Source organism: Streptomyces sp. NBC_01275 (assembly GCF_026340655.1).
Taxonomy (GTDB): Bacteria; Actinomycetota; Actinomycetes; order Streptomycetales; family Streptomycetaceae; genus Streptomyces.
Genome location: NZ_JAPEOZ010000001.1, coordinates 4,651,766 through 4,678,140, shown reverse-complemented (window position 1 = coordinate 4,678,140; position 26,375 = coordinate 4,651,766). Strand labels below are relative to the sequence as shown.

The window sequence follows — 26,375 nt, the reverse complement described above, 5'->3', positions numbered from 1 at the left end:
GAAAGTCGTTGACATGCGAACCGACTCTTCTCCCGGCACCCTGCCGGCGCGGGAGCACCTCCCGGCCGCGGCAGCCGGTACGCCTGTCCTGGACGTAGTGATCCCCGTCTACAACGAGGAGAAGGACCTCCAGCCGTGCGTCCAGAGACTGCACGACCACCTGGCGCGTACGTTCCCGTACCCGTTCCGCATCACGATCGCGGACAACGCGTCGACGGACACCACTCCCGAGGTGGCGCGGCGGCTGGAGACGCGGATCCCGGAGGTCAAGTCCTTCCGGCTCGAGCAGAAGGGCCGCGGCCGTGCGCTGCGGACCGTCTGGTCGGCCTCGGACGCGCCGATCCTCGCCTACATGGATGTGGACCTGTCCACCGACCTCAACGCGCTGCTGCCGCTGGTGGCGCCGCTGATCTCCGGCCACTCCGACCTGGCGATCGGCTCCCGGCTCGCCCGTAGCTCCCGTGTCGTGCGCGGGACCAAGCGGGAGTTCATCAGCCGGGCGTACAACATGATCCTGCGCGGCTCGCTCCAGGCCCGCTTCTCGGACGCGCAGTGCGGGTTCAAGGCGATCCGGCGTGACGTGGCACAAGTTCTGCTCCCCCTGGTGGAAGACACCGGCTGGTTCTTCGACACTGAGATGCTGGTCCTGGCCGAGCGGGCCGGTCTTCGTATCCACGAGGTGCCGGTCGACTGGGTCGACGACCCGAACTCCACGGTGCACATCGTGAAGACGGCGACCGACGACCTGAAGGGGGTGTGGCGCGTGGGGAAGGCGCTGGCCGGCGGCTCTCTGCCGCTGGACCGGCTGACCAGGCCGTTCGGCGACGACCCCCGCGACCGCGACATCATGGACGTACCCAAGGGCCTGGCCCGCCAGCTCGTCGGCTTCTGTGTCGTGGGCGCCCTGTCCACCCTCTTCTACCTCGCGCTGTACAGCGCCTTCCGCCAGTTCGGCGGCTCGCAGGTCGCCAACGCGCTCGCGCTGCTGGTCTCCGCGGTCGCCAACACCGCCGCCAACCGCCGCCTCACCTTCGGGGTGCGCGGGCCCGGCGGGGCCGTCCGGCACCAGGCGCAGGGCCTGGTCGTCTTCGGCATCGGCCTCGCGCTGACCAGCGGATCCCTCGTCGCCCTGAACGCGGCGACCTCCAGCCCGGCGCACTCCACCGAGCTGGCGGTGCTCATCGCCGCCAACCTCGCGGCGACCGTGCTGCGCTTCCTGCTCTTCCGGGTGTGGGTGTTCTCCGACCGGCGCGAGGGCGAGGACCCGACGACCGCCGTGGTCGCCGCCCACCCCACGGCGGGCGCCTCCGCACCGACGTACCCGACCGGCTCTCCGCAGGCCGGCGGCGCGTACGCGCCGCTGCCGCAGCGCCGCCAGGTCGACCACCCGCACAGCACCAGCACTGCCGGCACCACCACCGGTGCCACCACCAGCACTACTCAGTTCCGCGCCGGCGAAGCCGCGGACGGCACCTGGAGGGACGCCACCATGCGGCTGCAGCCCGTGCGCCCCCACGACACCGACGCGGGGGACCCCCGATGACCACCCACCTCGATCAGACGACCACCTGGGACACACCGCAGGCCGACGTGCTCGCGGCCCCCGGGGAACCGGCCGCCACGGCGCCCGGGTCGGGTGAGCCGAAGCAGCCCTTCGTCCGCAGACTGTGGCGCGGCCGCCCCGAGGACCCCCGCTGGGCGCGCCCGGCCTTCCTCGGCCTGCTGGCCGCCACCCTGCTCCTCTACCTGTACAACCTGAGCGCCTCCGGCTACGCCAACTCCTTCTACTCCGCGGCCGTCCAGGCCGGCAGCCAGAGCTGGAAGGCCTTCTTCTTCGGCTCGCTGGACGCGGGCAACGCCATCACCGTCGACAAGCCTCCGGCGTCGCTGTGGCCGATGGCGCTGTCGGTGCGGATCTTCGGCCTGAACTCGTGGGCGATCCTCGCTCCCGAGGTGCTGATGGGCGTCGGCACGGTCGCCGTCGTCTACGCCTCCGTGCGCCGCCGGTTCAGCCCCGCGGCCGGTCTGATCGCGGGCGCCGTGCTCGCGCTCACCCCCGTCGCCGCGCTGATGTTCCGGTTCAACAACCCGGACGCGATGCTGGCCCTGCTGATGGCCGTGGCCTGCTACATGGTGGCCCGCGCGCTGGAGGACGGCCGGACGAAGTGGCTGGTGTGGGCCGGGGTCGCGATCGGCTTCGCGTTCCTCGCCAAGACCCTGCAGGCCTTCCTGATCCTGCCGCCGCTGGCCATCGTGTACGGGGTGTGCGCCCCGGTGGGTCTGAAGAAGCGGTTCGGTCAGCTGGCCGTCGCGACCGGCGCGCTGATCGTGTCCGGCGGCTGGTGGGTCGCGATCGTCGAGCTGTGGCCCGCCTCTTCCCGCCCGTACATCGGCGGCTCGCAGAACAACTCCTTCCTCGAACTGACCTTCGGCTACAACGGTCTCGGCCGCCTCAACGGCGAGGAGACCGGCAGCGTCGGCGGCGGCGGTGGCGCAGGCGGCACCGGGCAGTGGGGCGAGACCGGCTGGGATCGGATGTTCAACTCCGAGATCGGCGGCCAGATCTCCTGGCTGCTGCCGGCCGCGCTGGTCCTGCTCGTCGGCGGTCTGGTCGCCACCCGCAAGCTGAAGCGGACGTCGACGACCCGCGGTCTGTTCCTCGTCTGGGGCGGCTCGCTGCTGATCACCATGGTCGTCTTCAGCTACATGGCGGGCATCTTCCACCAGTACTACACGGTGGCCCTCGCCCCTTACATGGCGGCCGTGATCGGCATGGGCGCCGGCGTCCTGTGGGAGAAGCGGTCCGAGCTGTGGGCCTCGATCACCCTCGCGGCCTCGGTCGTCGCGGCGGCGGCCTGGTCGTACGTCCTGCTCAACCGCACCTCCGACTACCTGCCCTGGCTGAAGTGGCTGGTCCTGATCGGCGGCCTCGCGGCGGCCCTCGGCCTGATCTTCGTGGGCCGGATCAACCGTCAGCTCGCCCTCGCGGCGGCCTCCGTGGGCCTGGTGGCCGCGCTGGCCGGACCCACGGCGTACACCATCAGCACCCTGCAGGAGGGCCACACCGGCTCCATCGTCACCGCCGGTCCGGCCGGCGCGAGCATGATGGGCGGCGGCGGTCCCGGTGGCGGCGGTCGGGGCGGCTTCGGCGGCAACGGCGGCGGCCCCGGCGGCCAGACCCAGAACGGCAACGGCAACACCCAGGGTCAGGGCCAGCAGGGCGGCGGCGCCGGCGGCTTCCCCGGCGGCGGCATGCCCGGCCAGAACCAGCAGAACGGCAACGGCAACACCCAGAACGGCACCGGCGGCACGCAGGGCCAGGGCCAGGGTCAGAACCAGCAGGGCGGCCAGACCGGCGACGGCGGCGGCATGGGCGGCGGTGGCGGTGTCGGCGGTCTGCTCAACGGCGCCTCGGTCACCGACGAGGCCAAGAAGCTGCTGGAGGCCGACTCCGGCAAGTACACCTGGGCCGCGGCCGCGATCGGCGCGCAGAACGCCGCGAGCTACCAACTCGCCACCGGTGACGCGGTGATGGCGATCGGCGGCTTCAACGGCACCGACCCGTCGCCGACGCTGGCGCAGTTCAAGCAGTACGTGACCGACGGCAAGATCCACTACTTCATCAGCAGTGGCTCCGGCGGCGGCATGAGCGGCAGCAGCAGCGGCACGTCCTCGCAGATCACCTCCTGGGTCGAGGCCAACTTCAAGAAGGTGACGGTCGGTTCGGCCACCTTCTACGACCTGACGCAGAAGGCGAGCAGCTGACGGCGGGTTCGCCGGTTCGCCGACCGGGCTGAGAGAAGAGAAGGGCGGTGGCTTGATGCCACCGCCCTTCTTCGCAACCCTGTTGTACAGCGTATGGGAACCCTTCTACGGTGTACGGCATGACTTCGTCCCCGTCCCAGTCCCCCTCCCCGTCGTCCCCGTCCCCGCCCCCGTCCCCGACTCCCCAAGGACACCCCCAACGCTGGCTGATCCTCGGCGTCATCTGCCTCGCGCAGCTCACCGTCCTGCTCGACAACACCGTCCTGAACGTCGCGATCCCCTCGCTCACCCGCGAGCTGCACGCGGCCACCGCCGACATCCAGTGGATGATCAACGCCTACTCGCTGGTGCAGGCCGGCCTGCTGCTCACCGCGGGCAGCGCCGCCGACCGCTACGGCCGTAAGAAGATGCTGATCACGGGCTTGGCGCTGTTCGGCGTCGGCTCGCTGGCGGCCGGGCTCGCGGACGGCACGGGACAGTTGATCGCCGCGCGCGCCGGAATGGGCGTCGGGGGCGCGCTGCTGATGACCACCACCCTCGCCGTGGTGATGCAGATCTTCACGGCCGAGGAACGGCCGAGGGCGATCGGCGTCTGGGCCGCGGTGAACGCGCTGGGCTTCGCGACCGGCCCGCTCATCGGCGGCTTCGTCCTCGACCACTTCTGGTGGGGTGCGATCTTCCTGATCAACCTGCCGGTCGCGGCGCTGGCCCTGGCCGCGGTCGTCGTCCTGGTCCCCGAGTCCAAGGCCGAATCCTCCCGGGGGGCAACCCCCGGAGCTCCGGGCCAAGGCGACCGGCCCGACCTGCCGGGCGCGGTCCTCTCCACGATCGGCATGACCGCACTCGTCTTCGCGATCATCTCCGGCCCGTCGCACGGCTGGACGTCGGCGCGGGTGCTGGTGAGCGGGGCCGTGGCGGTGACCGTCCTCGCCGGGTTCGCCTACTGGGAGAGCCGGATCCCGTACCCCATGCTCGACCTGCACTTCTTCCGCGACCGCCGGTTCACGGGCGCGGTCGCCGGCATGGTGCTGATCACCTTCGGGATGGCCGGCGCGCTGTTCCTGCTCACCCAGCACCTCCAGTTCGTCCTCGGATACGGCCCCCTGGAGGCGGGCCTGCGGACCGCTCCGCTGGCGCTGACCATCATCGCGCTGAACTTCTCCGGGCTGTCGGCGAAGTGGACGGGGAAGCTGGGGGCGCCGACGGCGGTCCTGCTCGCGATGGTGCTGATGTCGGGCGGCCTGGTGTCGATCGCGCTGCTCACGACCCACGGGTACGCCGGGCTGCTGCTCGGGCTGGTGCTCATCGGGGTGGGCGCCGCGCTAGCCAACCCGGCCATGGCCAACGCCATCATGAGCGCGATACCGCCGGAGAAGGCGGGCGTCGGGGCCGGGGTCAACGGCACGCTGGCCGAGTTCGGCAACGGGCTGGGGGTGGCCGTCCTCGGGGCGGTGCTCAACTCGCGGTTCGCGGCGGCGATTCCGGTCGCGGCGGGGTCGCTGCCGGCGGCCCTCGCGGCCGCGGGGTCGGCAAAGGAGAAGCGGGCCGTCACCGACGCGTTCGCCTCCGGGCTGGAGAGCAGCCAGCTGGTGGGGGCGCTGGCCGTGCTGATCGGCGGCGTCGTGGCGTCGGTGCTGCTGCGCAGGGCGGAACGGGACGAGAAGCCGCCGGTGCTGCCCCTGGCCCCTGAAGGGAGCGCCGCGGCCTAGCATCTTCACCAAGGACCGGGAACTCCAGGAAGGTGCCCTGCCATGGCCGAGACCGCCGGGGAAGCCGCGCAGCGCAGCGTCTGGCTGGAAGGCAAGGCACGCCGGCGCGGACGCGGCGGTGGCGGGCAGCCGTCCGGGCTCGACCGGGAGCGGATCACCGAGGTCACCGTGCGGCTGCTGGACGCCGAGGGGCTCGCCAAGTTCTCCATGCGACGGCTGGCGGCCGAGCTGAACGTGACGGCGATGTCCGTCTACTGGTACGTCGACACCAAGGACGACCTCCTCGAACTCGCCCTGGACGCGGCCTTCGGCGAGCTGAGCCTGCCCGACCTGGACGCGGACGAGGACTGGCGCGAGCAGCTGCGCGCGCTGGCCCGGTCCTACCGCACGCTGCTGGTCCATCACCCGTGGCTGTCGCCGCTGGCGGGCACCTTCCTCAACGTGGGCCCGAACAACCTGGCCTTCTCCCGCGCGGTCCAGCACGTCATCCGCCGTACCGGGCTGCCCACGCGCGGTCTGGCGGCCGCCGTCTCCTCCGTCTTCCAGTTCGTGTACGGCTTCGGCACGATCGAGGGCCACTTCATCGCCCGCTGTACGGCCGTCGGCATGACCCCGGACGAGTACTTCCAGCACGCCATGAGCGCCGTGATCCGGGCCCCGCAGGCCGCCGACGTCGTCAGGGAGTCAGAGGACATCGTGGCGGCCCGGGGCGGCGGCACGGTGGAGGAGATGTGGGAGCGGGACTTCGACTTCGCCCTGGACCTGCTGATCGCGGGCATCGAGGCGATGGCGGAACGCGGCTGACCCTGTCGTCCGCGTTCCTCGCACTGCCGCGCAGGCTTCGGGACGCCGCGCAGGCTTCGGGACGCCGTGCAGGCTTCAGGACGCCACGCCGGACTCCGTCCGTCGGTTGACCTTCGCCGGGTTCAGTCCTGCTGGTCGGCGACCAGCCGCGCCGGGAACCCGCCCGTGGCCACCGGCCCCCACCGCTCCGGGGTGACCCGGATGATCGACTTTCCCTGCTTGACCATGGCCGCCCGGTACTCGTCCCAGTCGGGGTGTTCTCCGGCGATGTTGCGGTAGTACTCCACGAGGGGCTCGACGGAGTCCGGCGTGTCGATCACCTCGGCGGAGCCGTCGATCTGGACCCACGGTCCGTTCCAGTCGTCGCTGAGCACGAGGAGGCTGACCCGCTGGTCCCGCTTGGCGTTGCGGGTCTTGGCCCGCTCCGGGTACGTGGAGACCACGATCCGCCCCGAGTCGTCGACCCCGCAGGTCAGCGGCGAGGCCTGGGGGCTGCCGTCGGCCCGCCGGGTCAGCAGGATCGCGCGGTGCCGGGGCCGTACGAAGTCCAGCAGATCGTCCAGGGAGACCGTGGTGTTCGTCGCGATGTTCGGTGCCATGGGGCCAGCCTAGGCGCACGCCCGCCCGTCCCGGCTGAGCCTGACAGGCCTACGCCTGCGGCAGCGCGTCCCCCTGCACCGCCTGGACCTCCAGTTCCACCTTCAGTGTGGTGCCGATGGCCGCGATGCCCGCCTGGACGACCTGGTTGTAGTTCATGGCGAAGTCCTCGCGGTGCAGCTCCGCCGTCGCCCGGAAGGCCGCCCGGGTGCCGCCCCAGGGGTCGGAGCCGGTGCCGAGGCAGGCGAGGTCCAGGTCGACGGGGCGGGCGATGCCGCGCATCGTCAGGTCGCCGTGGACCGTCCAGCGGTCCGGGCCCGCCGCCGTCAGCCCGGTCGAGCGGTAGACGATCTCCGGGTGCGTCCCGACGTCCAGGAAGTCCGCCGAGCGCAGATGGGCGTCGCGGATGCCGTTGCCGGTGTCGATGGACGCCGCCTGGATCACCGCCTCCACCCGGCACTTGGCGAGGTCGTCCGGGGCGACCTCGATCGCCGCCGAGAACTCCGTGAACCGGCCGCGCACGCTGGAGATGCCCAGGTGCTGGGCGACCGCGCCGACCGTGGAGTGCGCGGGGTCGACGGTCCAGGGGCCGGGCGGCGGCAGCTCGGTCCCGCCCTGCCGGGCGAGGGTGACCGTCCCGACCTCCGCCCGTCCTCCCGCGGTCACGATCGCGGTGGCCGCGGCGGGCGCGTACCCGACGGCCGTGACGATGACGGTGTACGGCCCGGGCGCGAGCCCGGTCGCATCCCGTACGGCGCCCTCGTCGTCCGCCTCCGCCCGCAGCACCTGGGCGCCGGTCATGTCGGTCACCGTGACGACGGCGTGCGACACGGCCCAGCCGTCCCTGGTGCGGATTCTCGCGGTCAGTGCCATCTCGGGTAACTCCTCCAAAGAGCCCGGTGGGCGGCGGGGCGCACCCCACCGCCCACCGGGACCGTCCGTCCTACTCCCCCGGGTGGGCGAGCTCGATGTCATGACCGTCGACGCCGGATCCGGCGACGGTCAGCGCGGCGGCCACGGGCGGGTAGCCGGTCGCGATGACCGTGTACTCGCCGGCGTCGAGATCCGCGAAGGCGTACGCCCCGTCCGCACCGGTCGTCGCCGAGCCGGCCACGTTGCCCGCCGCGTCCACGAGCGTCACGCGCGCGTCGGCCAGCGGACCGTGCGGCGCCCGTACGACGCCGTGGAGCTGGGCGCCCGCGTCGAGGACGACCTCCGCACGGGTCACGCCCGTCGCGCCGATCTCCACGGGCAGGGCGCTCGGCCGGAACCCGGCGGCGTTCACCGCGACGGTCACGGCGCCCGGCACCAGCTCCGTGAAGGAGAACTCGCCCTGCTCGCCGCTGGTTGCGGTGGCCAGCAGATCCCCGCGCACATCGGTGACGATCACCATCGCGTCCTTGACGCCCGCACCGGACTCGCCGGCCCGCACGACCCCGGTCAGCCCGCTGGTCCCGCTGAGCAGCACGTCGTACGCGACCGGCTCGCCGTTCACGACGATCGTGGACGCCTGCGGCTGGAACCCGTCCGCGGAGGCGATGAGCACATACGATCCCGTGCCCGGCGCGTCCAGCGCGTAGGAGCCGTCGGCCTGGGCGACCGACCGGCCCAGCTGACGTCCGGCGAGGGAGATCAGCGTGACGGCGGCCTGCGCGAGAGGCGTGCTCTCGGCACCACGGACGAAGCCGTGCACCGGGACGCCGACGGCGGAAGCGCTGTTGGTGGGGGAGGCGACGGCGGTTGTCGTCTCGGGCTCGGGCTCGGGCTCGGGCTCGGTCTTGGTCTCGGTCCTGGTCTCGGCGACGGCGACGGTGTTGGTCTTGGTGTCGGCGTCGGTGGCAGTGTCGGCGTGGGCCGCCTGGGCCATGCCGCCCCGGGTCTTGAGCGGCACCTCCTTGATGAACAGCGTGATCAGGAAGGCGAGCAGCGCCAGCGCCGAGGCGATGAGGAAGACGTCGGCGATGCCGTGACCGTACGCGCTCTCCATGACCGTGCGCAGCGGGGCGGGCAGCTTGTCCATGTCCGGGATGGAGTCGCTGCTCGAACCGGAGGCGAGGGACGCGTACTGCGGGCCGAGGCCGGCGATGCCGTCCTTGGCGTAGTCGGTGATCCGGTGGGCCATGACCGCGCCCAGCGCGGAGACGCCGACCGCGCCGCCGAGGGAACGGAAGAAGGTGACCGTGGAGCTGGCCGAGCCGAGGTCGGACGGGGCGACCTGGTTCTGCGTGGAGAGGACCAGGTTCTGCATCATCATGCCGATGCCGAGACCCAGCAGGGCCATGAAGATGGCGATCTTCCAGTAGTCCGTGTCGTACCGGATGGTGCCGAGCAGGCCGAGGCCGGCCGTGACCAGCACACCGCCGCCGACCAGCCAGAGCTTCCACTTGCCGGTCCGGGTGATGAACTGGCCGGAGACGGTGGAGGAGATGAAGAGTCCGCCGATCATCGGGATCGTCATGACGCCCGACATGGTCGGCGACTTGTCCCGCGCCAGCTGGAAGTACTGGCTGAAGAACACCGTGCCGGTGAACATCGCGACGCCCACGAAGAGCGAGGCCAGCGACGACAGGGTGATGGTGCGGTTGCGGAACAGCCGCAGCGGGATGATCGGCTCGCTGGCCTTCGACTCCACGAGCACGAACAGCAGCCCGAGCAGGATCGAACCGGCCACCATCGTGTACGTCTGCCACGACACCCAGTCGTACTTGTCACCGGCGAAGGTGACCCACAGCAGCAGCAGGGAGACCGCGGCGGAGATCAGGAACGCGCCGCCCCAGTCGACCTTGACCTCGCGCTTGACCACGGGCAGGTGCAGGGTCTTCTGCAGCACGATCAGCGCGATGACGGCGAAGGGCACGCCGACGTAGAAGCACCAGCGCCAGCCGAGCCACGAGGTGTCGGTGATGACGCCGCCGAGCAGCGGGCCGCCGACGGTGGCGACGGCGAAGGTCGCGCCGAGGTAGCCGGAGTAACGGCCGCGCTCCCGCGGGGAGATCATCGCGGCCATCACGATCTGCGCGAGGGCGGAGAGACCGCCGACGCCGATGCCCTGCACGACGCGGAAGGCGATCAGTGTGCCGGCGTTCTGCGAGAGTCCGGCGGCCGCCGACCCCAGCACGTAGATGACGAGCGCTATCTGGACGAGCGCCTTCTTGCTGTACAGGTCGGAGAGCTTGCCCCACAGGGGCGTGGCCGCGGTCATGGACAGCAGCGCGGCGGTGACGACCCAGGTGTACGCGGACTGGCCGCCGCCCAGGTCGCCGATGATCTCGGGCAGGGCGTTGGAGACGATCGTGGACGACAGGATCGCCACGAACATGCCGAGCAGCAGCCCGGAGAGCGCCTCCATGATCTGCCGGTGCGTCATCTGGACCTCGCCCGAGGGGCCGGTGGAGCCTCCCCCGTGCTTGGCGTGGGCCCGCACACCGGCTGGTGTGGTCGTTGCCATGGTCTTCCTTCTCTGGTGATGCTTATGCGGGTGTACGGGTGGTCTGTTCGAAGTCGGCCCTGAGGCGGGCCATGAGACGGGTGAGCTGGGCGACGTCGTCGTCGCTCCAGTCGTCCAGCCGCTCGGCGAGCATCCGGCAGGTGCGCAGGGACAGTTCGTCGACCTGGTCGCGGCCCGCCGGGGTGAGGCGCAGGATGCGCGAGCGCTTGTCGGCCGGGTCCGGGGAACGGTCGATCCAGCCGCGGTCGGCCACATGGGTCACATGCCTGCTGGTCACCGACATGTCCACGGCGAGCAGCTCCGCGAGCCTGCTCATGCGCATGTCGCCGTAGCGGCCCAGCAGCGCCAGCACGGCGGCGGAGCCGCTCGGGCAGTCGCCCGGCAGGATCCGTCCCATCTCCCGGCGTACGGCGCCGAAGGCGCTGAACTGACGGATCAGCTCCTCGTACTGCGCCCGCTCGGCCATCGCCGCTCACCCCTCCCATATCGTTGCTCCGAGCAACCATAGAGCTGGTTGGTTGCTACAGGCAAATAAAACGGCAGGGGGGTGAAACAAAGACTTGGCAAAGGCAAGTATTGCGAACGTAAACGGGCAGGTAAGGGGGGCTGGTGCGAGGGTGGAGCCCCCCGTGGGTCGGGGCGGAGCCCGCGCTTGGGTCGTACCCCGGGATTCGCTAGTGTCTCGGGACATGGCTAACACCCAGGGCCCCCAGGGCAACCACGACCCCGCCGGCAGCACCCAGATGTTCCGCGCGTTCGTCGACGAGGCCCCCCAGGCCCGTCAGCAGCAGGCGGTGGCCCCCGCGGGTCCCCGCATCGGCCTGATCATCGGCATCGTCGTCGCGGTGGCGGTCGTCGCCGCGGTGGCCTGGCTGGCGCTGAAGTAACCCGCGTACGCGTACGTTTCCGCACGTCGGCTCATGGGCGCGGCGTGCGGCTTCGGCGTGCGGTCATTCCCCGTAACGTCCGCGGAGTCGGTGTCGTCGGGGCCGACTGCGCGGAGGAGGGCTGCACTGTCCCCCCTGTACCGCTCGTGTCGCCCGTATGGCCTGTCACGGCTGTACTGCCCCGCCCGGCAGCCGAGTTGAGGCTCCCGTCTCCGTTTTCGTCCCCGTCCCCGCCCCCGTCCGCCCGCCGGACCGATCGCGGTGGACACGACGGCGGCCGCCGACGCGCCCAGTGCGGCGCCTCGACGGCCACGTGTCCGTGTCGCCCCTTCTCGCATCGCGCCAGCGTGGCTGTCGCTCCGTCAGGAAGGAGGCCTCCGGCCCGGGATGGCCGGACGGCCGGGGTCAGTCGGAGATCAGGCCCTCGCGGAGCTGGGACAGCGTCCGGGTGAGGAGGCGGGAGACGTGCATCTGGGAGATGCCGACCTCCTCGCCGATCTGGGACTGGGTCATGTTGGCGAAGAAGCGCAGCATGATGATGCGCCGCTCGCGGGGCGGGAGCTTGGCGAGGAGCGGCTTGAGGGACTCGCGGTACTCCACGCCCTCCAGCGCCGTGTCCTCGTAGCCGAGGCGGTCGGCCAGGGAGCCCTCGCCGCCGTCGTCCTCGGGGGCCGGGGAGTCCAGGGAGGACGCCGTGTACGCGTTGCCGACGGCCAGGCCGTCGACCACGTCCTCCTCCGACACGCCCAGGACCGCGGCCAGTTCGGCGACGGTGGGCGAACGGTCCAGCTTCTGCGAGAGCTCGTCGCTGGCCTTGGTGAGGGCCAGTCGCAGCTCCTGCAGTCGCCTCGGCACGCGCACCGACCACGACGTGTCGCGGAAGAAGCGCTTGATCTCGCCGACGACGGTCGGCATCGCGAACGTCGGGAACTCCACGCCGCGTTCGCAGTCGAAGCGGTCGATCGCCTTGATCAGGCCGATGGTGCCGACCTGGACGATGTCCTCCATCGGCTCGTTGCGGGAGCGGAAGCGGGCCGCCGCGTACCGGACGAGCGGGAGGTTGAGCTCGATGAGCGTGTCCCGGACGTAGACGCGCTCGGGGCTGTCCTCGGCGAGCGCGGCCAGTCGCAGGAACAGGGAGCGGGACAGGGTGCGGGTGTCGATGGCCCCGGTGGCCGGGAGGGCCGGGGCAGGCGCGGCCTCGGGGGCCGTGACGCTGTCGAGTACGTCGGGCTCGACAGGCGCGACGGGCGAGGCCTCGCTCTTCATGAGCGTGAGCACCTTCGAGCTGCCCTGGTCTGCGGACATGCCACCCCCTTTGGGTCGCGGGACGGTCGCGATCGCTCCCGGTTGAGGAACGTCGACCTTCACCTGAATACCGGAGCCGAGGCCCCGGCAAACGCGCTTCCCGCAGAATGTCACATGTCGGCAACACGCTGTAGTGACATGTCGACATCTCTGTAACGAATCAGCCCTGGAAAGAGGGGGTGTGACGGTTTTTCAGCCCAGATCTGTCGGGAAGCGCCCTGTTGAGCGATTCGCTCTCAACGGTGACGACTCGGTCGCGCTTGCGATCCCGGATCGAGTGACGTTTCGAGGGGCGTGTCGGGTCACGCCTCGATGCGGTTCGCGGAGCGAAGTCGCTGGAAGCTACGCGCGAGTAGCCGGGACACGTGCATCTGGGAGACGCCGAGTTCCGCGCTGATCTGGGACTGCGTGAGGTTGCTGTAGTAGCGCAGGAGAAGGATCCGCTGTTCGCGTTCGGGGAGTTGGACCAGGAGGTGGCGGACGAGGTCGCGGTGCTCCACGCCGTCCAGGGCCGGGTCCTCGTAGCCGAGGCGGTCCAGCAGGCCCGGCAGGCCGTCGCCCTCCTGGGCGGCCTCCAGCGAGGTCGCGTGGTACGAGCGGCCCGCCTCGATGCAGGACAGGACCTCGTCCTCGGCGATGCGCAGCCGCTCGGCGATCTCGGCCGTGGTCGGAGTACGGCCGAAGGCGGTGGTCAGGTCCTCGGTCGCGCTGTTGACCTGGACCCACAGCTCGTGCAGCCGGCGCGGGACGTGGACCGTGCGGACGTTGTCGCGGAAGTACCGCTTGATCTCGCCGACGACCGTCGGCATCGCGAACGTCGGGAACTGCACGCCCCGCTCCGGGTCGAAGCGGTCGATGGCGTTGATCAGGCCGATGGTGCCGACCTGGACGACGTCCTCCATCGGCTCGTTGCGGGAGCGGAAGCGGGCGGCGGCGTAGCGCACGAGCGGGAGGTTGGCCTCGATGAGCGCCCCGCGCACCCGGTTGTGCTCCGGCGTGCCCGGCTGGAGCCCCTTGAGCTGGCCGAAGAGCACCTGGGTGAGGGCCCGGGTGTCGGCGCCGCGGCTGCGCGGCGCGGTCGGCTGCGGGGTCGGCTGCGGGGTCGGCGGGGCTTCCGCGGTTTCCTGGGGCGGCGCAGTACTGGCCGACACGGTCAACGCCACCTCTTCATCGGTCACACATCGGACACTCAACGGGCACTCGTCGGTCAACTCATCCGTCAATAGCGGTCATAGCATCACAAGACATGTGCACTGTGTGCAAGCACCGCATATCACCGTGTTACGCCGTGTTGAGGGGCAAGTTGGGGCGTAATGCGCACGAAAGCCCCCCGCCGTTCCGGCGGGGGGCTCCTGAGCGAGGGGCTCAGAACTCGTAGTCGGCGACCACCCACGTGGCGAACTCGCGCCACAGCGCGACGCCCGCCTGATGGGCCGGATGCTCGATGTACCGCTTCAGCGCGTCCACGTCCTCGACCGCCGAGTTGATCGCGAAGTCGTAGGCGATGGGCCGGTCGCTGACGTTCCAGCCCAGCTCCCAGAAGCGCAGTTCCCCGATCTCGTCGCCGAGACCGCGGAAGGCCGCCTCGCCCCGCACGACCCGCGGGTCGTCGCGCTCGACGCCCTCGTTGAGCTTGAAGAGGACCAGGTGGCGGATCATGGGCACTACTCCCTACTTGGCCCCGTCGGCGAGCCAGGTGAAGAAGTCGCCGATGGCCTTGGCGGCGTCCGATATGCCCTCGAAGCCTATCTGGACGTAGTCGGCCGCCTTGGACGGGTCCGTGATGATCACGTAGAGCGCGAAGACCACGAGTACGTAGACGGCGATCTTCTTGGCGTTCACCGCCACGGCGGCCTCCCTGTGAGTGCTGACCCCTGGGGCCCCCTGTTGCCGGCCGTGAGTGTAACCATCAGATCATTTCTCCTGACAAGCAGAACACCCCCTGACCGTGTTTCCACGATCAGAGGGTGTTGTCAGCGGTAGCGGAGGGATTTGAACCCTCGGTGACTTGCGCCACACTCGCTTTCGAGGCGAGCTCCTTCGGCCGCTCGGACACGCTACCGAGAGAGACCTTACAACAAGGTGGGGCGTGGTTTGAAATCGGTTTGCGGCGGCTGCTGCACGGGCTGATTCAGCGGCTGCGGAAGAACTCGGTGAGCAACTGGGCGCACTCGTCGGCGAGGACGCCCTCGACGACCTCGGGCCGGTGGTTGAGGCGTCGGTCGCGGACGACGTCCCAGAGGGAGCCGGCCGCGCCCGCCTTGTCGTCGCGGGCGCCGTAGACGACCCGGTCCAGCCGGGACTGGACGATCGCGCCCGCGCACATCGTGCACGGCTCCAGCGTCACGACGAGCGTGCAGCCGGTCAGCCGCCACTCCCCGATCTCCGCCGCCGCCCGCCGGACGGCGAGGACCTCCGCGTGGGCCGTCGGATCGCCGCCGGCCTCGCGTTCGTTGTGGCCGACGGCGAGGACCGTCGTCCCGTCGGCGGACAGCACGACGGCGCCGACGGGCACGTCCCCGCCCCGGACGGCCAGCCGGGCCTCGTCCAGGGCGAGCCGCATCGGAGCCCGCCAGCGGTCGCGTACGGGATCGACCGGGGGATCGACTCCGGAGTCGAGTGCCGGGTCCAGCACCGGTACCGGGTCGTCGTCGCGACCCGATGTACCGGGTGCACCGGGTGCACCGAGTGCACCCGGCTCGCTCGGCTCGCTCGGCTTCCTGGGCTCGCCCGGCTCGCCCGGTTCGACGGATGCGGTCAGCGGACGGTCTCCAGGACCTCCGAGGCGCCCAGGGCGTCGGCGATCTCGCTGAGCGCGTCGTCCGACAGCGTCTTCAGCTCCTTCTCGCTGACGCCGAGGTCGTCGAGGATGCGGCTGTCGCCGACCGGGCCGTGCGGCACGGCCTCGGCGGAGCCGCCGGTCCCGGCGTCCTCGGTCCCGTCGTCGTCCTCGTCCTCGTCTTCACCGTCCTCGGTGCCGTCGAGGTCGAGGGCGTCCAGATCCGGGTCGTCGTCGTCCGGATCCCTTCCGAGCAGTTCGTCGGTGAGCAGAAGCTCGCCGTACGAGCTGCGGGCGGCGGCAGCGGCGTCGGAGACGTAGATGCGAGGGTCCTCCTCGCCGTCGATGCGGACGACCCCGAACCAGGAGTCCTCCTGCTCGATCAGCACGAGCACCGTGTCCTCGTCGGGAGAGGCTTCCCGGGCCAGGTCGGCCAGATCCGACAGGGTTTCCACATCGTCGAGCTCTGTGTCGCTCGCTTCCCACCCGTCTTCGGTGCGCGCGAGCAGTGCGGCGAAGTACACCGTGACTCTCCCACTGGTCATAGGCGTGCCGGTTGGGGGTCCCCCCGGCGGAGGCTATGGGCGGGGAGAGCTGTGCTCCGAGCCCCACCCACTCGGAATCGTGGCAGAAACAAGGCGTCAAGGGGACGTCTTCGGCTCCCTGTGTCCGGCTGTTTTGATCGCGGGCCGTGCGCATGTACCGCGCAGGTACGTGACACGCCCGCAAGCAACCCACCAGCGCACTCGTTGCCGCCAACAGCGGATCGTACGCGGCTTTCCGATGCGCCCACGCACGCCCACCCCCGCAACGCCCGTGACGTCGGCGATCTTCCGGCGGCCCGAAGTCCCCCGCGCCCGGCCCCCCTTGGGCCTACGACGCGGTACGGCAGCCGACCGCTACCAGCGGAACGTGCGCATGCGCATCGCGTGCCGCAGACGGGCGGTCTTCGCGCGGCGCGGCTGGACTCGGTCGCGCAGTTCGCGGGCCTCGGCCAGCTCGCGCAGGAACCGGGCGCGGCGTCGGCGGCGCTCGGCGTCGGACTCGGGCGGCTCCGGCGCGTCCGGCGCGTCGCGCTCCGGCAGGTCTGGCAGGTCTGGTCGATCTGGCAGGTCAGGCATAGGCACACCACCCCGGTACCCCGGCTCCGTCCCCACCACCTTCCCTCCGTCGGGGGGTTTGACGCCAACGAACGGCCCAAGCCCGGGGGAGAGGTTCACCATGTGTGGGGACGCCGGGCGGGTTCGGCCCGGTTACTGTTGTGGACATGCGTCTCCACGTCGTCGACCACCCCCTGGTCGCCCACAAGCTCACCACGCTGCGCGACCGCCGCACGGACTCCGCGACCTTCCGCCGCCTCGCCGACGAACTGGTCACCCTCCTCGCCTACGAGGCCACGCGCGACGTGCGCACGGAGCAGGTCGACATCGTCACGCCGGTCGCCGGGACCACCGGCGTGAAGCTCTCCTACCCGCGCCCGCTGGTCGTGCCGATCCTGCGGGCCGGCCTCGGCATGCTGGACGGCATGATGCGGCTGCTGCCGACCGCCGAGGTGGGCTTCCTGGGCATGATCCGCAACGAGGAGACCCTGGAGGCGTCCACGTACGCCACGCGCATGCCGGAGGACCTCTCCGGCCGCCAGGTGTACGTCCTGGACCCGATGCTGGCCACCGGCGGCACGCTGGTCGCGGCGATCCGCGAGCTGATCAAGCGCGGCGCCGACGACGTGACGGCCGTGGTGCTGCTCGCGGCCCCGGAGGGCGTGGAGGTCATGGAGCGCGAGCTCGCGGGCGCCCCGGTCACCGTCGTCACGGCGGCCATCGACGACCACCTCAACGAGCACGGCTACATCGTCCCCGGCCTGGGCGACGCGGGCGACCGGCTGTACGGCGCGGCGGAGTAGTCAGCCGACAGCCGAACGGCAGCCGAATGGCAGCCGTGCAGCGGCTGCCAGGCTGGATGAGCGGGCGGGCTTGATGAGCGGGCGGGCTGCTAGCAGCCCTTCTTCGTGTCGGCGCTCGCCGACGGCTGTGGCGCGGCCAGGGCCGTCAGCGCCTCGGTGGCGTCCGCCTGGCTGCTGAGCGCCTTGAAGCCGTTGCCGATGATCAGGTCGAGCTCGGCGCCCTTGCGGGCCGCGTCGGTGCGGCGCTCGGCGGCGGTGAGCTGGGTGGCGAGGACCGGCAGCGAGGTGTTCAGGGAGGACGCGGGGCCGAGCAGTATCCCGGTGCCGGTGACCTTCTTGTCGTACTCCTTGGACGCGTTGCCCACGTCGCCGATCTTGAAGCCGCGCTTCTTCAGCTCGTCCGCGGTGGTCTTGGCGAGGCCGCTGCGGGTGGTGGCGTTGAAGACGTTCACGGTGATCTGCGCGGGCTGGGGGAGCGCGGCCGTGGAGGAGGCGGGGCTCGCCTTGGACGTGCCCGTGCCGGTGCTTGCGCCCGCGCTCGTCTTCGTGTCCGCCTTCGTCGAGCACTCCGAGCTGGAGCCGGCCGCGGAGGCCGTCCCTCCGCCGCCCGTGAAGACGTCGATGAGCTGCAGGGTGCCCCACCCGGCCACGCCCAGGGCGGTGCCGCAGGCGACGACCACGACGACCAGCCTGCCGCGTCGTCGGTGGGGGCGCATGCGGGGGTACTTGTCCCCCGTGATCCGGTACTTGCCGCCCATGCCGGGGGGAGTCAGCATGCTCATGGGCGCAGCGTAGTGCGCCCGAGCGGCCGTGACTAATAAACGATCATCCGACACCGCGAGGAAGCCCGAGAAAGAACCCGAAAGGGTCAACCCGGGGCCTGTGACGGGCGTGTTCCGGTGCGTTCCGGTGCGTTCCGGGGTCTACGACGGGCGCGTCCCGGCGGCGAGCGGGCGGGGTCAGTCCAGCTCGAGCACGCGCGCGTGCAGCACCTGGCGCTGCTGCAGCGCCGCTCGGACCGCGCGATGCAGCCCGTCCTCCAGATACAGGTCGCCCTGCCACTTCACGACATGCGCGAAGAGGTCGCCGTAGAACGTGGAGTCCTCGGCGAGCAGGGTCTCGAGGTCGAGCTGCTGCTTGGTGGTGACGAGCTGATCGAGGCGGACCGGGCGCGGCGCCACGTCCGCCCACTGCCGGGTGCTTTCCCGGCCGTGGTCGGGGTACGGCCGGCCGTTTCCGATGCGCTTGAAGATCACACGGAAAGCCTACCGGCCCAGACCTTCCGGGCGCAGCCATGGCGGCGGAGTGCGAGCCTGGAAAAGACGCAATGAACAGGGGCAAAACGGAACGAGGCCGCCGATGGGTCTGTCGACAAATGCCGGCGAGATCGCCGCCGGGTACGCCTTCTCCGGCCCGGCCCTCGACCTGGGCGCCCTGTTGTGGGAAGGGGCGGACGGGAAGGGAATGACGTGTCTGCCCGACGCGCCCGTCCGCATCCCCCTGCCCGTGCTCAACCGGCACGGCCTGGTCGCGGGCGCGACCGGCACCGGCAAGACCAAGACGCTCCAGCTGATCGCCGAGCAGCTCTCGGCGCAGGGCGTGCCGGTCTTCCTCGCCGACGTCAAGGGCGATCTGTCGGGGATCTCCGCGCCGGGGACGGCGAACGACCGGGTCGTGTCCCGGGCCGCCGAAGTCGGCCAGAAATGGACGGCGACCGGCTTTCCCACGGAGTTCTACGCCCTCGGCGGCCTCGGCCACGGCATTCCGCTGCGGGCCACGATCACCAGCTTCGGCCCGGTCCTGCTCTCCAAGGTGCTCCAGCTCAACCAGACCCAGGAGCAGTCCCTCGGCCTGATCTTCCACTACGCCGACACCAAGGGCCTGGAGCTGCTGGACCTCAAGGATCTGAGGTCGGTCGTCGCCTTCCTCACCTCCGACGAGGGGAAGGCGGAGCTGAGGAACATCGGAGGTCTGTCGACGGCGACGGCCGGGGTGATCCTCCGTTCCCTGACCGCCTTCGAAGGCCAGGGCATGGCGAGCTTCTTCGGCGAGCCGGAGTTCGACACGGCCGAGTTGCTGCGGACGGCGGCCGACGGCCGGGGCGTCGTGTCGGTCCTGGAGCTGTCAGCGGTCCAGGACAGGCCGAAGCTCTTCTCGACCTTCCTGATGTGGCTGCTGGCCGACCTCTTCCACGACCTGCCCGAGGTAGGCGACGTCGACAAGCCGGGGCTCGTCTTCTTCTTCGACGAGGCGCACCTCCTGTTCGACGACGCGTCGAAGGCCTTCCTCGGCTCGATCACGCAGACCGTCCGGCTGATTCGCTCGAAGGGGGTGGGCGTGTTCTTCGTCACGCAGACCCCGAAGGACGTGCCCGCCGACGTCCTCGGCCAGCTCGGCAATCGCGTCCAGCACGCGTTGCGCGCCTTCACCCCCGACGACCAGAAGGCCCTCAGGGCCACGGTGAAGACCTTCCCGAACTCCCCCTACGACCTGGAGGAGCTGCTCACCGGCCTCGGCACCGGCGAGGCCGTCGTCACCGTCCTCGGCGAGCAGGGCGCCCCGACCCCGGTCGCCGCGACGCGGCTGCGCGCCCCCGAGTCCCTGATGGGCCCGGTGGGCGCGGCCGCCCTGGACGCGGCGGTCCAGGCGTCCCCGCTCCACGAGCGGTATGCACAGGCTGTGGACAGAGAGTCGGCGTTCGAAAAACTGGCGACCCGAACGGCCGAGCGGCCGCAGCAGCGGGAGCAGTCGAAGGCAGGCACGCCCAGGGAGCCCAGGGAGCCCAGGGAGCCCAGGGAGCCCAGGGAGCTCAGGGAGCCCAGGGAGTCCAAGAAGACCGAGGCCGACCGTTCGGTCGTAGAACAGGTGGTGGGCAGCGGAATGTTCAAGTCCCTGGCCCGTTCCGTCGGTACGCAGATCGGCCGGGAGATCACCCGCTCCCTCTTCGGCACGGCGCGGCGGAGGCGGTAGACCAGGGGTCGCCCGCCTCCGCCGGCAGATCAGCGGCCCTGGTCGTTCTTGGGGGCCGACTCCTCCGGCTCGACGACCCTCGCCTGCGGTTTCGGCGTGTTGCGGACGGCCTCGGCGCGCAGCAGGGCGCGCAGGACCGCGTAGGGATCGGTGGGCATGGCTGTTTCCCTCGCGTGAGTGATGTGACGGGCCTTCTTCCGCAGGCGTCCGTCAGCAGCGCAGGACCACGGTGCGCAGGGCACGCAGGGCGTACGGCGGCCGGGGCGACGCGTGCGCCGACCGGTCCGGGACGCCGGGCGCGGGCCCCGGGAGGGGCGCGGGGCGCAGGGGTACGACGGGACGGGGAGCGCCGGCGACGGGTCGCAGCGCCGCGTCCAGGACGTCGTACTCGGCGATCTCGCCGGCGACGACGGGCGCCGCGGACGCCTCGACGGGCGCGCCCGTCGCCAGGAGGGCGAGCAGCAGCACGAGAACCCGCAGCCAGGCGCGGCTGCGCGGGAGGCGGGGGGCGGGGCTGCTCATGGGAGGCATCTCCCCACGACACGCCCACGAGTCAGCACGCCGGACGCAAGATACGCCCGTACGGAGTAGTCCCCCCGGGGGAGGGCGGGGGAGGGCGGGCAGGCGGGTGAAGACCTACTTCTTGGCCTTCGCCGCCGCCTTCATCTCCTGCTTGTGCTCCCGCACCTTGGCCAGCGACTCCGGTCCGGTGATGTCGGCGACGGAGCGGAAGGACTTCGCCGCGCCGTACGCTCCGGCGGCCTCCCGCCAGCCCGTGGGCCGTACGCCGAGCTGCTTGCCGAGCAGGGCCAGGAAGATCTGCGCCTTCTGCTTGCCGAACCCGGGCAGCTCCTCCAGCCGCTTCAGCAGCTCCCTGCCGCTGCCGACCCCGTCCCAGACTGCGCTCGCGTCACCGTCGTAGTGCTCGACGAGGTACTGGCACAGCTGCTGGACGCGCTTGGCCATGGAGCCCGGGTAGCGGTGCACGGCCGGCTTCTCGGAGAGCAGCGCGGCGAACGTCTCCGGGTCCTGGGCGGCGATGTCGTGCGCGTCGAGGTCGTTCGCGCCGAGCCGGTCGGCGATGGTCCGGGGTCCCTTGAACGCCCACTCCATCGGAACCTGCTGGTCCAGCAGCATCCCGACCAGCGCGGCGAGCGGGGAGCGGCCGAGGAGTTCGTCGGCCTCGGGGTCCTGGGCGAGGTGAAGGGTGACGTCCATGGCACCGATCATGCCGCGTGCGCGGTCAGGCCGCCCGCCAGTACCCCAGCGCGTGCATCCGCTCCTTGGGCACGCCCAGCTCCTTGCGGACGTACGCCGACAGCGCGCGGGTGGTCCGGGTGTCGCAGGCGATCCAGACGTACGGGTCGGGGGTGGCCGTCAGCAGCGCGGGCAGCTCGGCCCGCACCCGCTCGACCAGGTGGGCGCCGGCGTCGCGGCGGGGCACGCGCCGTATCTCGTGGCGGCCTGGGGCGGCCCGGAACGGGAGGTCGCGCGTGTCGTCCGGCGCGCCCTCGAACCAGACGGTCGCCGGGGCGGAGCCGAGCGCGTCGAGCAGGGAGTTGAGGGCGGGCAGGGAGGCCGGGTCGCCGATCGCGAGGACGTGGGAGGGAGCGGGGGACGGCTCCTCGAAGCCGGTGCCCTGGACGGTCGCCTCGATGGTGTCGCCGGGCTTCGCCGTCCGCGCCCAGTCGCTCGCCGCACCCTCGTGCAGGGCGAACTCCAGGGAGAACGTGCCGGCCTGCGGGTCGGGGTCGACCAGGGTGTACGCCCGCTGGTGCGGCCTGCCCGCGTTGTCGAACCACAGCCGGACCCACATCGTGGGGTGGACGCCGGCAGCGGCGAGCAGCCCGCCGTCGGTGAGGCGCACCCGGCGGAAGCGGGCGGTGACGTCCTCGCCGCCCGTGACGGTGAAGGTGAAGTCCTTCGCCCGCATCAACCTGAGGACCGCGCCCTCCCAGCCCCGCCCCTGCGCCATCGTCTCTTCACCTCTCGCGTACGCTTTCCCCACCGATTACTTAGGCAAGGCTAACCTAAAGCAAAGCGAGTCCGTAGGGTGACCACCGATATCTACCGGGACGCCTGGGGCGTCCCGCATCTGCGGGCCGACGACGCCCTCGAGCTGGCCCGCCTCCAGGGTCTGGTCACCGCCCGCGACCGCGCCTGGCAACTGGAGGTCGAACGGCACCGCGCGCAGGGCACCTCGGCGTCCTTCCTGGGCGCGGAGGCGCTGGCCTGGGACGTGTTCGCCCGCCGCGCCCGCCTCGCCGACACGGCCCGCCGCTGCTTCGACGCCCTGGAACACGACGACCCGGAGACCGCCGAGTGGGTCCGGGCCTACGTCGACGGCGTCAACGAGGGTCTCGACGAACGCCCGGGCGACTCTTCTACGTCGTTCCCGTCCCCGGAGTTCCGGCAGGCCGGTCTCGCCCCCGGTCGCTGGGAGCCCTGGACCCCGCTCGCCGTCTGGCTGAGCACGCACATCCTGTTCGCCGGGTTCCCCGCCAAGCTGTGGCGCGAGGAGGCCGCCCGCCACCTCGGGCCCGAAGCCGTCGGCCTGTTCGCCACCGACGGACCCGGCACCTCCGGCAGCAACGGCTGGCTGGTGAGCGGCGACCGCACGGTCACCGGCCAGCCGGTCATCGCCGGCGACCCGCACCGCTTCATCGAGGACCCCGGGGTCTACCAGCAGATCCGCCTCGCCTGCGACGAGTTCGACGTCGTCGGCCTCGCCGTCCCGGGCGTCCCCGGCATCGCCCACTTCGGCCACACCGGCGCCGTCGCCTGGGCCATCACCAACGCCATGGCCGACTACCAGGACCTCTACCGCGAACGGCTGCGCCGCACCGGCGCGGGCGTCGAGGCCCTCGGCCCCGACGGGACCTGGCGGCGGGTCGCCCGGCACACCGAACTCGTGCGGGTGGCGGGGGAGCAGACCGTCGAGGCGGTCGAGGTGGAGGTCCTGGAGACCGAGCGCGGGCCCGTGATCGCCGGCGGCCCCGAGGGCCTCGACGACGGCGCCCCGCTCGCCCTCGCCCTGCGCTACCCGCCCCGCGTCACCGCCGACCTCGGCTTCGGCGCGCTGCTCCCGCTGCTGCGCGCCCGCCGGGTCGCCGACGTCGACCGCGCCTTCGACCGCTGGGCCGAGCCGGTCAACGTCGTCCAGGCCGCCGACACCGAGGGCGGCCTGCTGCACCGGGTCGCGGGCCGGGTGCCGGTGCGCGCCGAGGCCAACGGCACCCGCCTCGTCCCCGCCTGGGAGAGCGGCCACGAGTGGACCGGCTGGCACGAGATGCCCCGCGCCGACCTCACCGACGGCGTCGCGGTCATGGCCAACCAGCGCGGGCCCGCCGCGGAGTTGGGCGTCGAGTTCGCCCCGCCGCACCGCGCCGACCGCATCCGCGCGCTGCTCGACGAGCGGCGGGAACGGAAATGGGGCGCGGCGGACATGCCGGCGATCCACACGGACACGTATCTGGCCTCCGCCGCACCGCTCCTGGAGCACCTGGCCGCGCTCGACGACCTGACCGCCCCGGCCGCCGCGCTCCGCGACCGCCTGCTGCGCTGGAACCGCCGGATGGACGCCGACAGCCAGGACGCGGCCCGGTACGCGGCGGTGCGCAGCGCGCTGGTGCGCCGCTTCGCCGCCCAGCCGGCCTTCGCCGCCCTGACCGACCCGCCCGCCTACCCCGAGGTCCTCCTCCCCTGGCTGGCCCTCCTCCCCCGCATCGGCTTCGCCCTCGAACACCTGCTGCGCGCCGAGGAGTCGTACGGCGTCGACCGCCCGGCACTGGTCCGGGAGGCCGTCGAGGAGGTCGCGGGGCAGGAGGTCGGAGGGCTGGAGGGCGCCGAGCGGGAGGGTGCAGGGCTGGAGGTCGCCGAGCGGGAGGTGACAGGGCTGGAGGGCGCAGGCGAGTCGGCCGCCCGCTGGGGCGACACCCACCGCCTCGCCCCCTGGCGGGCCCTGCCCGACCCGTCGTACGAGGCCCCCGCGCTCTCCGGCGACCACGACTGCGTGCTGTGCACCTCGGCCGTGCCCGGCTGGACCGACCGGGCCGCGCGCGGTCCGGCCGCCCGCTACGTGTGGGACCTGGCCCGCCGCGAGGACAGCCTGTGGGTCGTCCCCTTCGGCGCGTCCGGCGTCCCCGGCCACCCCCACCACCACGACCAGCTCCCCCTGTGGCTCGAGGGCGAACTGGCCCCGGTCGTCACGGACTGGGAGCGCCTGACGAAGGAGAGCGAGCAGAGCGATGTCTGACACCTACGTGCACCAGGAGACCGCGAACGGCTTCGGGACCGTCGGCATCCGCCCCCTGGACGCCGAGCGGGACGCGGACGTCGTCCACGGCTGGGTGAGCGAGGAGCGGTCCGCCTTCTGGGGCATGAACGGCCTGACCCGGGACCAGGTCGCCGAGGTCTACGCCCATATGGCCGGCCTCGACACCCACCACGCCTTCCTGGTCGAGCTGGACGGCGACCCGGTCGGGCTGCTGCAGACCTACGAGCCGACCGAGGACCGCGTCAGCGAGTGCTACGAGGTCGAGCCCGGCGACATCGGCGTCCACGTCCTGCTCGCGCCCTCCGGGGAACGGGGCGTGCGGTCGGGCTGGTCGGCGGCGCTGATGGGGGTGTTCGCGTCGTACGTCCTGGTCGGACTGGACCGGCGCAGGGTCGTCGTGGACCCCGACGTGCGCAACGAGAAGGCGGTCGCCCGTTTCCTGCGGCAGGGCTTCGAGGCGGGACCGGTCGTCACGCTCCCGGAGATCGACCTCCCGGACGTCCACCTGCCCGAGAAGAAGTCCCAGCTCGCCTTCCTCCGACGGGAGGTAGCGTTTCCGGGGTGACGACCGACGAAGAACTGGCGGCCCCCGAAGAACTGGCGGCCCCGGGAGAGCAGGTGCGGCCGGTACGGCCGGTGACCGCACAGGACCTCGTCGCGCACTACGACCTGGAGCCGATCCCCCGCGAGGGCGGCCTGTTCCGCCGTACCTGGGCCGGCCCCGAGCAGCCCGACGGCCGGCCCGCCGGCTCCGCGATCGTCGCGCTGCTCACCGCCGACGACCACTCCGCCCTGCACCGCCTGCCCACCGACGAGGTCTGGCACTTCTACCTCGGCGACCCGCTGCGCCTGCTGCTCCTCGCCCCGGACGGGACCTCCCGTACGGCCGTGCTCGGACCGGACGTCCTGGGCGGGCAGCATCCGCAGCTCACCGTGCCCGCCCGCACCTGGATGGGCGCACAGGTGGTCGCCGGGGGATCCTGGACCTTCTTCGGCTGCACGATGGCCCCCGGCTTCACCTACGCGGACTACGAGCACGGCGACGCCGCCGACCTCACGGCGCGTCACCCGGACCGGGCCGCCCTGATCGCGCGACTGTGCCGACCATGACGAATCCGAGGAAGCCCGTGGGACAGCTGGCCGCGGGCCAGGTGGTCCTGATCACGGGCGCGGGCGGCGGCCTGGGCCGGGGCATCGCGCTGCGGTTCGCGCAGGAGGGCGCGGCGGTGGCGCTGCACTGCCGTACGGCGGTTCAGGCGGCGGAGGAAGTCGCCTCGGCCGTCCGGGAGGCGGGCGGCCGGGCGGTCGTCCTGCGCGCCGATCTCACCGTCGAGGACGAGTGCCGGCGAGTGGTGCGGGAGGCCGCCGAGTGGGGCGGCGGACGGCTCGACGCGTTGGTGAACAACGCGGGCGTCCAGCCGGTGCAGGCGCTGCCCGGGATGACGGCGGCGGACTGGCGGGCGGTCGTGGACGCCAACCTGACCAGTGTGTTCGCCTGCACACAGGCGGCGGCCGACGTCATGAGGGCAGGGGAGCGCGGAGGGACCGTCACGCACATCGCCTCCGTGGAGGCGGGGCTGCCCGCCCCCGGGCACGCCCACTACAGCGCCTCGAAGGCGGCGGTCGTGATGCACGCCCGGGCGGCCGCACAGGAGTACGGGCCCTGGGGCATCCGCGTCAACACCGTCTCGCCCGGCCTGATCGGGCGGGAGGGGCTGGCCGAGGCCTGGCCCGAGGGGGTGCGGCGGTGGCGGGAGGCGGTCGCGGTCGGCCGGCTGGGGCGACCCGAGGACGTCGGCGACGCCTGTGTGTTCCTGGCCTCGCCCCTCGCGTCCTGGGTGACCGGGCACGACCTGGTGGTGGACGGCGGGGCGTCGGCCCGGCCGACCTGGTGAGCAGGACGCGGCCCCCGTCCGTACCTAGTGCAGA

General features: G+C 71.8%; 28 protein-coding genes and 1 tRNA gene. 11 read left to right on the top strand and 18 right to left on the bottom strand.

Features of this window, described 5'->3' with window-relative positions; all coding sequences use genetic code 11:
• Window positions 1–13: 13 nt before the first annotated feature.
• From OG562_RS20590 to OG562_RS20575, 4 genes are all read left to right on the top strand, one after another.
• Entirely contained in the window at window positions 14–1,543 is a 1,530-nt protein-coding gene (locus tag OG562_RS20590; protein WP_266399857.1) for a bifunctional glycosyltransferase family 2/GtrA family protein, read from the top strand.
• Entirely contained in the window at window positions 1,540–3,765 is a 2,226-nt protein-coding gene (locus tag OG562_RS20585) for a glycosyltransferase family 39 protein (RefSeq protein ID WP_266399855.1), read from the top strand. The genes OG562_RS20590 and OG562_RS20585 overlap by 4 nt, the downstream gene beginning before the upstream one ends.
• Window positions 3,766–3,884: 119 nt before the next feature.
• On the top strand, window positions 3,885–5,474 hold the full coding sequence (locus tag OG562_RS20580) for an MFS transporter (protein WP_266399853.1): 1,590 nt from the start codon (window positions 3,885–3,887) through the stop codon (window positions 5,472–5,474).
• 42 nt (window positions 5,475–5,516) lie between these two features.
• Window positions 5,517–6,278 (top strand): TetR/AcrR family transcriptional regulator, encoded by a 762-nt coding sequence (locus OG562_RS20575; RefSeq protein ID WP_266399851.1) that lies wholly within the window; start codon window positions 5,517–5,519, stop codon window positions 6,276–6,278.
• A 122-nt stretch (window positions 6,279–6,400) separates the two neighbouring features.
• Here OG562_RS20575 and OG562_RS20570 read toward each other — a convergent pair whose 3' ends face one another.
• The 4 genes from OG562_RS20570 to OG562_RS20555 form a co-directional block, all read right to left on the bottom strand.
• On the bottom strand, window positions 6,401–6,877 hold the full coding sequence (locus OG562_RS20570) for a PPOX class F420-dependent oxidoreductase (protein ID WP_266399848.1): 477 nt from the start codon (window positions 6,875–6,877) through the stop codon (window positions 6,401–6,403).
• 49 nt (window positions 6,878–6,926) lie between these two features.
• On the bottom strand, window positions 6,927–7,748 hold the full coding sequence (locus OG562_RS20565; protein WP_266399847.1) for a YceI family protein: 822 nt from the start codon (window positions 7,746–7,748) through the stop codon (window positions 6,927–6,929).
• 70 nt (window positions 7,749–7,818) lie between these two features.
• Window positions 7,819–10,323, bottom strand: coding sequence for an MFS transporter (locus tag OG562_RS20560; RefSeq protein WP_266399845.1), 2,505 nt, complete (start codon window positions 10,321–10,323; stop codon window positions 7,819–7,821).
• A 22-nt stretch (window positions 10,324–10,345) separates the two neighbouring features.
• Entirely contained in the window at window positions 10,346–10,789 is a 444-nt protein-coding gene (locus OG562_RS20555; RefSeq protein WP_266399842.1) for a MarR family winged helix-turn-helix transcriptional regulator, read from the bottom strand.
• Between the two features lie 223 nt (window positions 10,790–11,012).
• Between OG562_RS20555 and OG562_RS20550 the strand changes: the two genes are divergently transcribed.
• Window positions 11,013–11,210, top strand: a complete 198-nt coding sequence (locus tag OG562_RS20550) for a hypothetical protein (RefSeq protein ID WP_266399840.1) — start codon at window positions 11,013–11,015, stop codon at window positions 11,208–11,210.
• 405 nt (window positions 11,211–11,615) lie between these two features.
• Here OG562_RS20550 and OG562_RS20545 read toward each other — a convergent pair whose 3' ends face one another.
• The 8 genes from OG562_RS20545 to OG562_RS20510 all read right to left on the bottom strand — a co-directional run bounded on the left by OG562_RS20545 (window position 11,616) and on the right by OG562_RS20510 (window position 16,391).
• Entirely contained in the window at window positions 11,616–12,518 is a 903-nt protein-coding gene (locus OG562_RS20545; RefSeq protein WP_266399837.1) for an RNA polymerase sigma factor SigF, read from the bottom strand.
• A 302-nt stretch (window positions 12,519–12,820) separates the two neighbouring features.
• Entirely contained in the window at window positions 12,821–13,681 is an 861-nt protein-coding gene (locus tag OG562_RS20540; protein ID WP_266409432.1) for an RNA polymerase sigma factor SigF, read from the bottom strand.
• A 202-nt stretch (window positions 13,682–13,883) separates the two neighbouring features.
• The gene (locus OG562_RS20535) at window positions 13,884–14,177 is read right to left on the bottom strand and encodes a Dabb family protein (RefSeq protein ID WP_266399835.1); all 294 of its coding nucleotides are present in this window, start codon (window positions 14,175–14,177) and stop codon (window positions 13,884–13,886) included.
• 12 nt (window positions 14,178–14,189) lie between these two features.
• Complete coding sequence (locus tag OG562_RS20530) at window positions 14,190–14,366, bottom strand: hypothetical protein (RefSeq protein WP_266399832.1); 177 nt, start codon at window positions 14,364–14,366, stop codon at window positions 14,190–14,192.
• Window positions 14,367–14,495: 129 nt separating this feature from the next.
• Window positions 14,496–14,580, bottom strand: a tRNA-Ser gene (locus OG562_RS20525).
• Window positions 14,581–14,649: 69 nt separating this feature from the next.
• A complete protein-coding gene (gene tadA / locus OG562_RS20520; RefSeq protein ID WP_266409430.1) occupies window positions 14,650–15,081 on the bottom strand; it encodes a tRNA adenosine(34) deaminase TadA in 432 nt (143 codons plus the stop codon).
• Between the two features lie 194 nt (window positions 15,082–15,275).
• Window positions 15,276–15,821, bottom strand: a complete 546-nt coding sequence (locus OG562_RS20515) for a hypothetical protein (protein ID WP_266409427.1) — start codon at window positions 15,819–15,821, stop codon at window positions 15,276–15,278.
• Between the two features lie 375 nt (window positions 15,822–16,196).
• A complete protein-coding gene (locus OG562_RS20510; protein WP_266409425.1) occupies window positions 16,197–16,391 on the bottom strand; it encodes a hypothetical protein in 195 nt (64 codons plus the stop codon).
• A 173-nt stretch (window positions 16,392–16,564) separates the two neighbouring features.
• Between OG562_RS20510 and upp the strand changes: the two genes are divergently transcribed.
• Window positions 16,565–17,200, top strand: a complete 636-nt coding sequence (upp, locus tag OG562_RS20505) for a uracil phosphoribosyltransferase (RefSeq protein ID WP_266399831.1) — start codon at window positions 16,565–16,567, stop codon at window positions 17,198–17,200.
• An 89-nt stretch (window positions 17,201–17,289) separates the two neighbouring features.
• Here upp and OG562_RS20500 read toward each other — a convergent pair whose 3' ends face one another.
• Complete coding sequence (locus tag OG562_RS20500) at window positions 17,290–17,982, bottom strand: LytR C-terminal domain-containing protein (protein WP_266399828.1); 693 nt, start codon at window positions 17,980–17,982, stop codon at window positions 17,290–17,292.
• Between the two features lie 177 nt (window positions 17,983–18,159).
• Window positions 18,160–18,456, bottom strand: a complete 297-nt coding sequence (locus OG562_RS20495) for a type II toxin-antitoxin system VapB family antitoxin (protein WP_004943146.1) — start codon at window positions 18,454–18,456, stop codon at window positions 18,160–18,162.
• A gap of 103 nt (window positions 18,457–18,559) precedes the next feature.
• Between OG562_RS20495 and OG562_RS20490 the strand changes: the two genes are divergently transcribed.
• Window positions 18,560–20,170, top strand: coding sequence for a helicase HerA-like domain-containing protein (locus OG562_RS20490; RefSeq protein WP_266399826.1), 1,611 nt, complete (start codon window positions 18,560–18,562; stop codon window positions 20,168–20,170).
• 29 nt (window positions 20,171–20,199) lie between these two features.
• Here the strand turns inward: OG562_RS20490 and OG562_RS20485 are convergent, their stop codons facing one another.
• From OG562_RS20485 to OG562_RS20470, 4 genes are all read right to left on the bottom strand, one after another.
• Window positions 20,200–20,328, bottom strand: a complete 129-nt coding sequence (locus OG562_RS20485; protein WP_266399824.1) for a hypothetical protein — start codon at window positions 20,326–20,328, stop codon at window positions 20,200–20,202.
• A 52-nt stretch (window positions 20,329–20,380) separates the two neighbouring features.
• A complete protein-coding gene (locus OG562_RS20480) occupies window positions 20,381–20,692 on the bottom strand; it encodes a hypothetical protein (protein WP_266399823.1) in 312 nt (103 codons plus the stop codon).
• Window positions 20,693–20,806: 114 nt separating this feature from the next.
• Entirely contained in the window at window positions 20,807–21,388 is a 582-nt protein-coding gene (locus OG562_RS20475; protein WP_266399821.1) for an HhH-GPD-type base excision DNA repair protein, read from the bottom strand.
• Window positions 21,389–21,413: 25 nt separating this feature from the next.
• Window positions 21,414–22,145, bottom strand: coding sequence for a siderophore-interacting protein (locus OG562_RS20470; protein ID WP_266399819.1), 732 nt, complete (start codon window positions 22,143–22,145; stop codon window positions 21,414–21,416).
• Window positions 22,146–22,223: 78 nt separating this feature from the next.
• Here OG562_RS20470 and OG562_RS20465 point away from each other — a divergent pair, with 78 nt between their 5' ends.
• The 4 genes from OG562_RS20465 to OG562_RS20450 all read left to right on the top strand — a co-directional run bounded on the left by OG562_RS20465 (window position 22,224) and on the right by OG562_RS20450 (window position 26,341).
• The gene (locus tag OG562_RS20465) at window positions 22,224–24,425 is read left to right on the top strand and encodes a penicillin acylase family protein (RefSeq protein ID WP_266399818.1); all 2,202 of its coding nucleotides are present in this window, start codon (window positions 22,224–22,226) and stop codon (window positions 24,423–24,425) included.
• Entirely contained in the window at window positions 24,418–25,011 is a 594-nt protein-coding gene (locus OG562_RS20460) for a GNAT family N-acetyltransferase (protein ID WP_266399816.1), read from the top strand. Before OG562_RS20465 ends, OG562_RS20460 begins: the two co-directional genes overlap by 8 nt.
• Before the next feature lie 71 nt (window positions 25,012–25,082).
• Window positions 25,083–25,556 carry a cupin domain-containing protein gene (locus tag OG562_RS20455; protein WP_266409422.1) on the top strand — a complete coding sequence of 158 codons (474 nt, stop codon included), beginning with the start codon at window positions 25,083–25,085 and terminating at the stop codon, window positions 25,554–25,556.
• Complete coding sequence (locus OG562_RS20450) at window positions 25,553–26,341, top strand: SDR family NAD(P)-dependent oxidoreductase (RefSeq protein WP_266399814.1); 789 nt, start codon at window positions 25,553–25,555, stop codon at window positions 26,339–26,341. Before OG562_RS20455 ends, OG562_RS20450 begins: the two co-directional genes overlap by 4 nt.
• The last annotated feature ends 34 nt before the right edge of the window (window positions 26,342–26,375 follow it).

Excerpts from the sequence above, each read along its gene's own strand:
- OG562_RS20555 (WP_266399842.1), bottom strand. The coding sequence starts at position 10,789 with ATGGCCGAGCGGGCGCAGTACGAGGAGCTGATCCGTCAGTTCAGCGCC.
- OG562_RS20535 (WP_266399835.1), bottom strand. The coding sequence starts at position 14,177 with ATGATCCGCCACCTGGTCCTCTTCAAGCTCAACGAGGGCGTCGAGCGC.
- OG562_RS20560 (WP_266399845.1), bottom strand. The coding sequence starts at position 10,323 with ATGGCAACGACCACACCAGCCGGTGTGCGGGCCCACGCCAAGCACGGG.
- OG562_RS20480 (WP_266399823.1), bottom strand. The coding sequence starts at position 20,692 with ATGAGCAGCCCCGCCCCCCGCCTCCCGCGCAGCCGCGCCTGGCTGCGG.
- OG562_RS20475 (WP_266399821.1), bottom strand. The coding sequence starts at position 21,388 with ATGGACGTCACCCTTCACCTCGCCCAGGACCCCGAGGCCGACGAACTC.
- OG562_RS20500 (WP_266399828.1), bottom strand. The coding sequence starts at position 17,982 with ATGAGCATGCTGACTCCCCCCGGCATGGGCGGCAAGTACCGGATCACG.
- OG562_RS20485 (WP_266399824.1), bottom strand. The coding sequence starts at position 20,328 with ATGCCCACCGATCCCTACGCGGTCCTGCGCGCCCTGCTGCGCGCCGAG.
- OG562_RS20450 (WP_266399814.1), top strand. The coding sequence starts at position 25,553 with ATGACGAATCCGAGGAAGCCCGTGGGACAGCTGGCCGCGGGCCAGGTG.
- OG562_RS20570 (WP_266399848.1), bottom strand. The coding sequence starts at position 6,877 with ATGGCACCGAACATCGCGACGAACACCACGGTCTCCCTGGACGATCTG.
- OG562_RS20550 (WP_266399840.1), top strand. The coding sequence starts at position 11,013 with ATGGCTAACACCCAGGGCCCCCAGGGCAACCACGACCCCGCCGGCAGC.
- upp (WP_266399831.1), top strand. The coding sequence starts at position 16,565 with ATGCGTCTCCACGTCGTCGACCACCCCCTGGTCGCCCACAAGCTCACC.
- tadA (WP_266409430.1), bottom strand. The coding sequence starts at position 15,081 with ATGCGGCTCGCCCTGGACGAGGCCCGGCTGGCCGTCCGGGGCGGGGAC.
- OG562_RS20590 (WP_266399857.1), top strand. The coding sequence starts at position 14 with ATGCGAACCGACTCTTCTCCCGGCACCCTGCCGGCGCGGGAGCACCTC.
- OG562_RS20545 (WP_266399837.1), bottom strand. The coding sequence starts at position 12,518 with ATGTCCGCAGACCAGGGCAGCTCGAAGGTGCTCACGCTCATGAAGAGC.
- OG562_RS20565 (WP_266399847.1), bottom strand. The coding sequence starts at position 7,748 with ATGGCACTGACCGCGAGAATCCGCACCAGGGACGGCTGGGCCGTGTCG.
- OG562_RS20470 (WP_266399819.1), bottom strand. The coding sequence starts at position 22,145 with ATGGCGCAGGGGCGGGGCTGGGAGGGCGCGGTCCTCAGGTTGATGCGG.
- OG562_RS20490 (WP_266399826.1), top strand. The coding sequence starts at position 18,560 with ATGGGTCTGTCGACAAATGCCGGCGAGATCGCCGCCGGGTACGCCTTC.
- OG562_RS20585 (WP_266399855.1), top strand. The coding sequence starts at position 1,540 with ATGACCACCCACCTCGATCAGACGACCACCTGGGACACACCGCAGGCC.
- OG562_RS20460 (WP_266399816.1), top strand. The coding sequence starts at position 24,418 with ATGTCTGACACCTACGTGCACCAGGAGACCGCGAACGGCTTCGGGACC.
- OG562_RS20575 (WP_266399851.1), top strand. The coding sequence starts at position 5,517 with ATGGCCGAGACCGCCGGGGAAGCCGCGCAGCGCAGCGTCTGGCTGGAA.
- OG562_RS20580 (WP_266399853.1), top strand. The coding sequence starts at position 3,885 with ATGACTTCGTCCCCGTCCCAGTCCCCCTCCCCGTCGTCCCCGTCCCCG.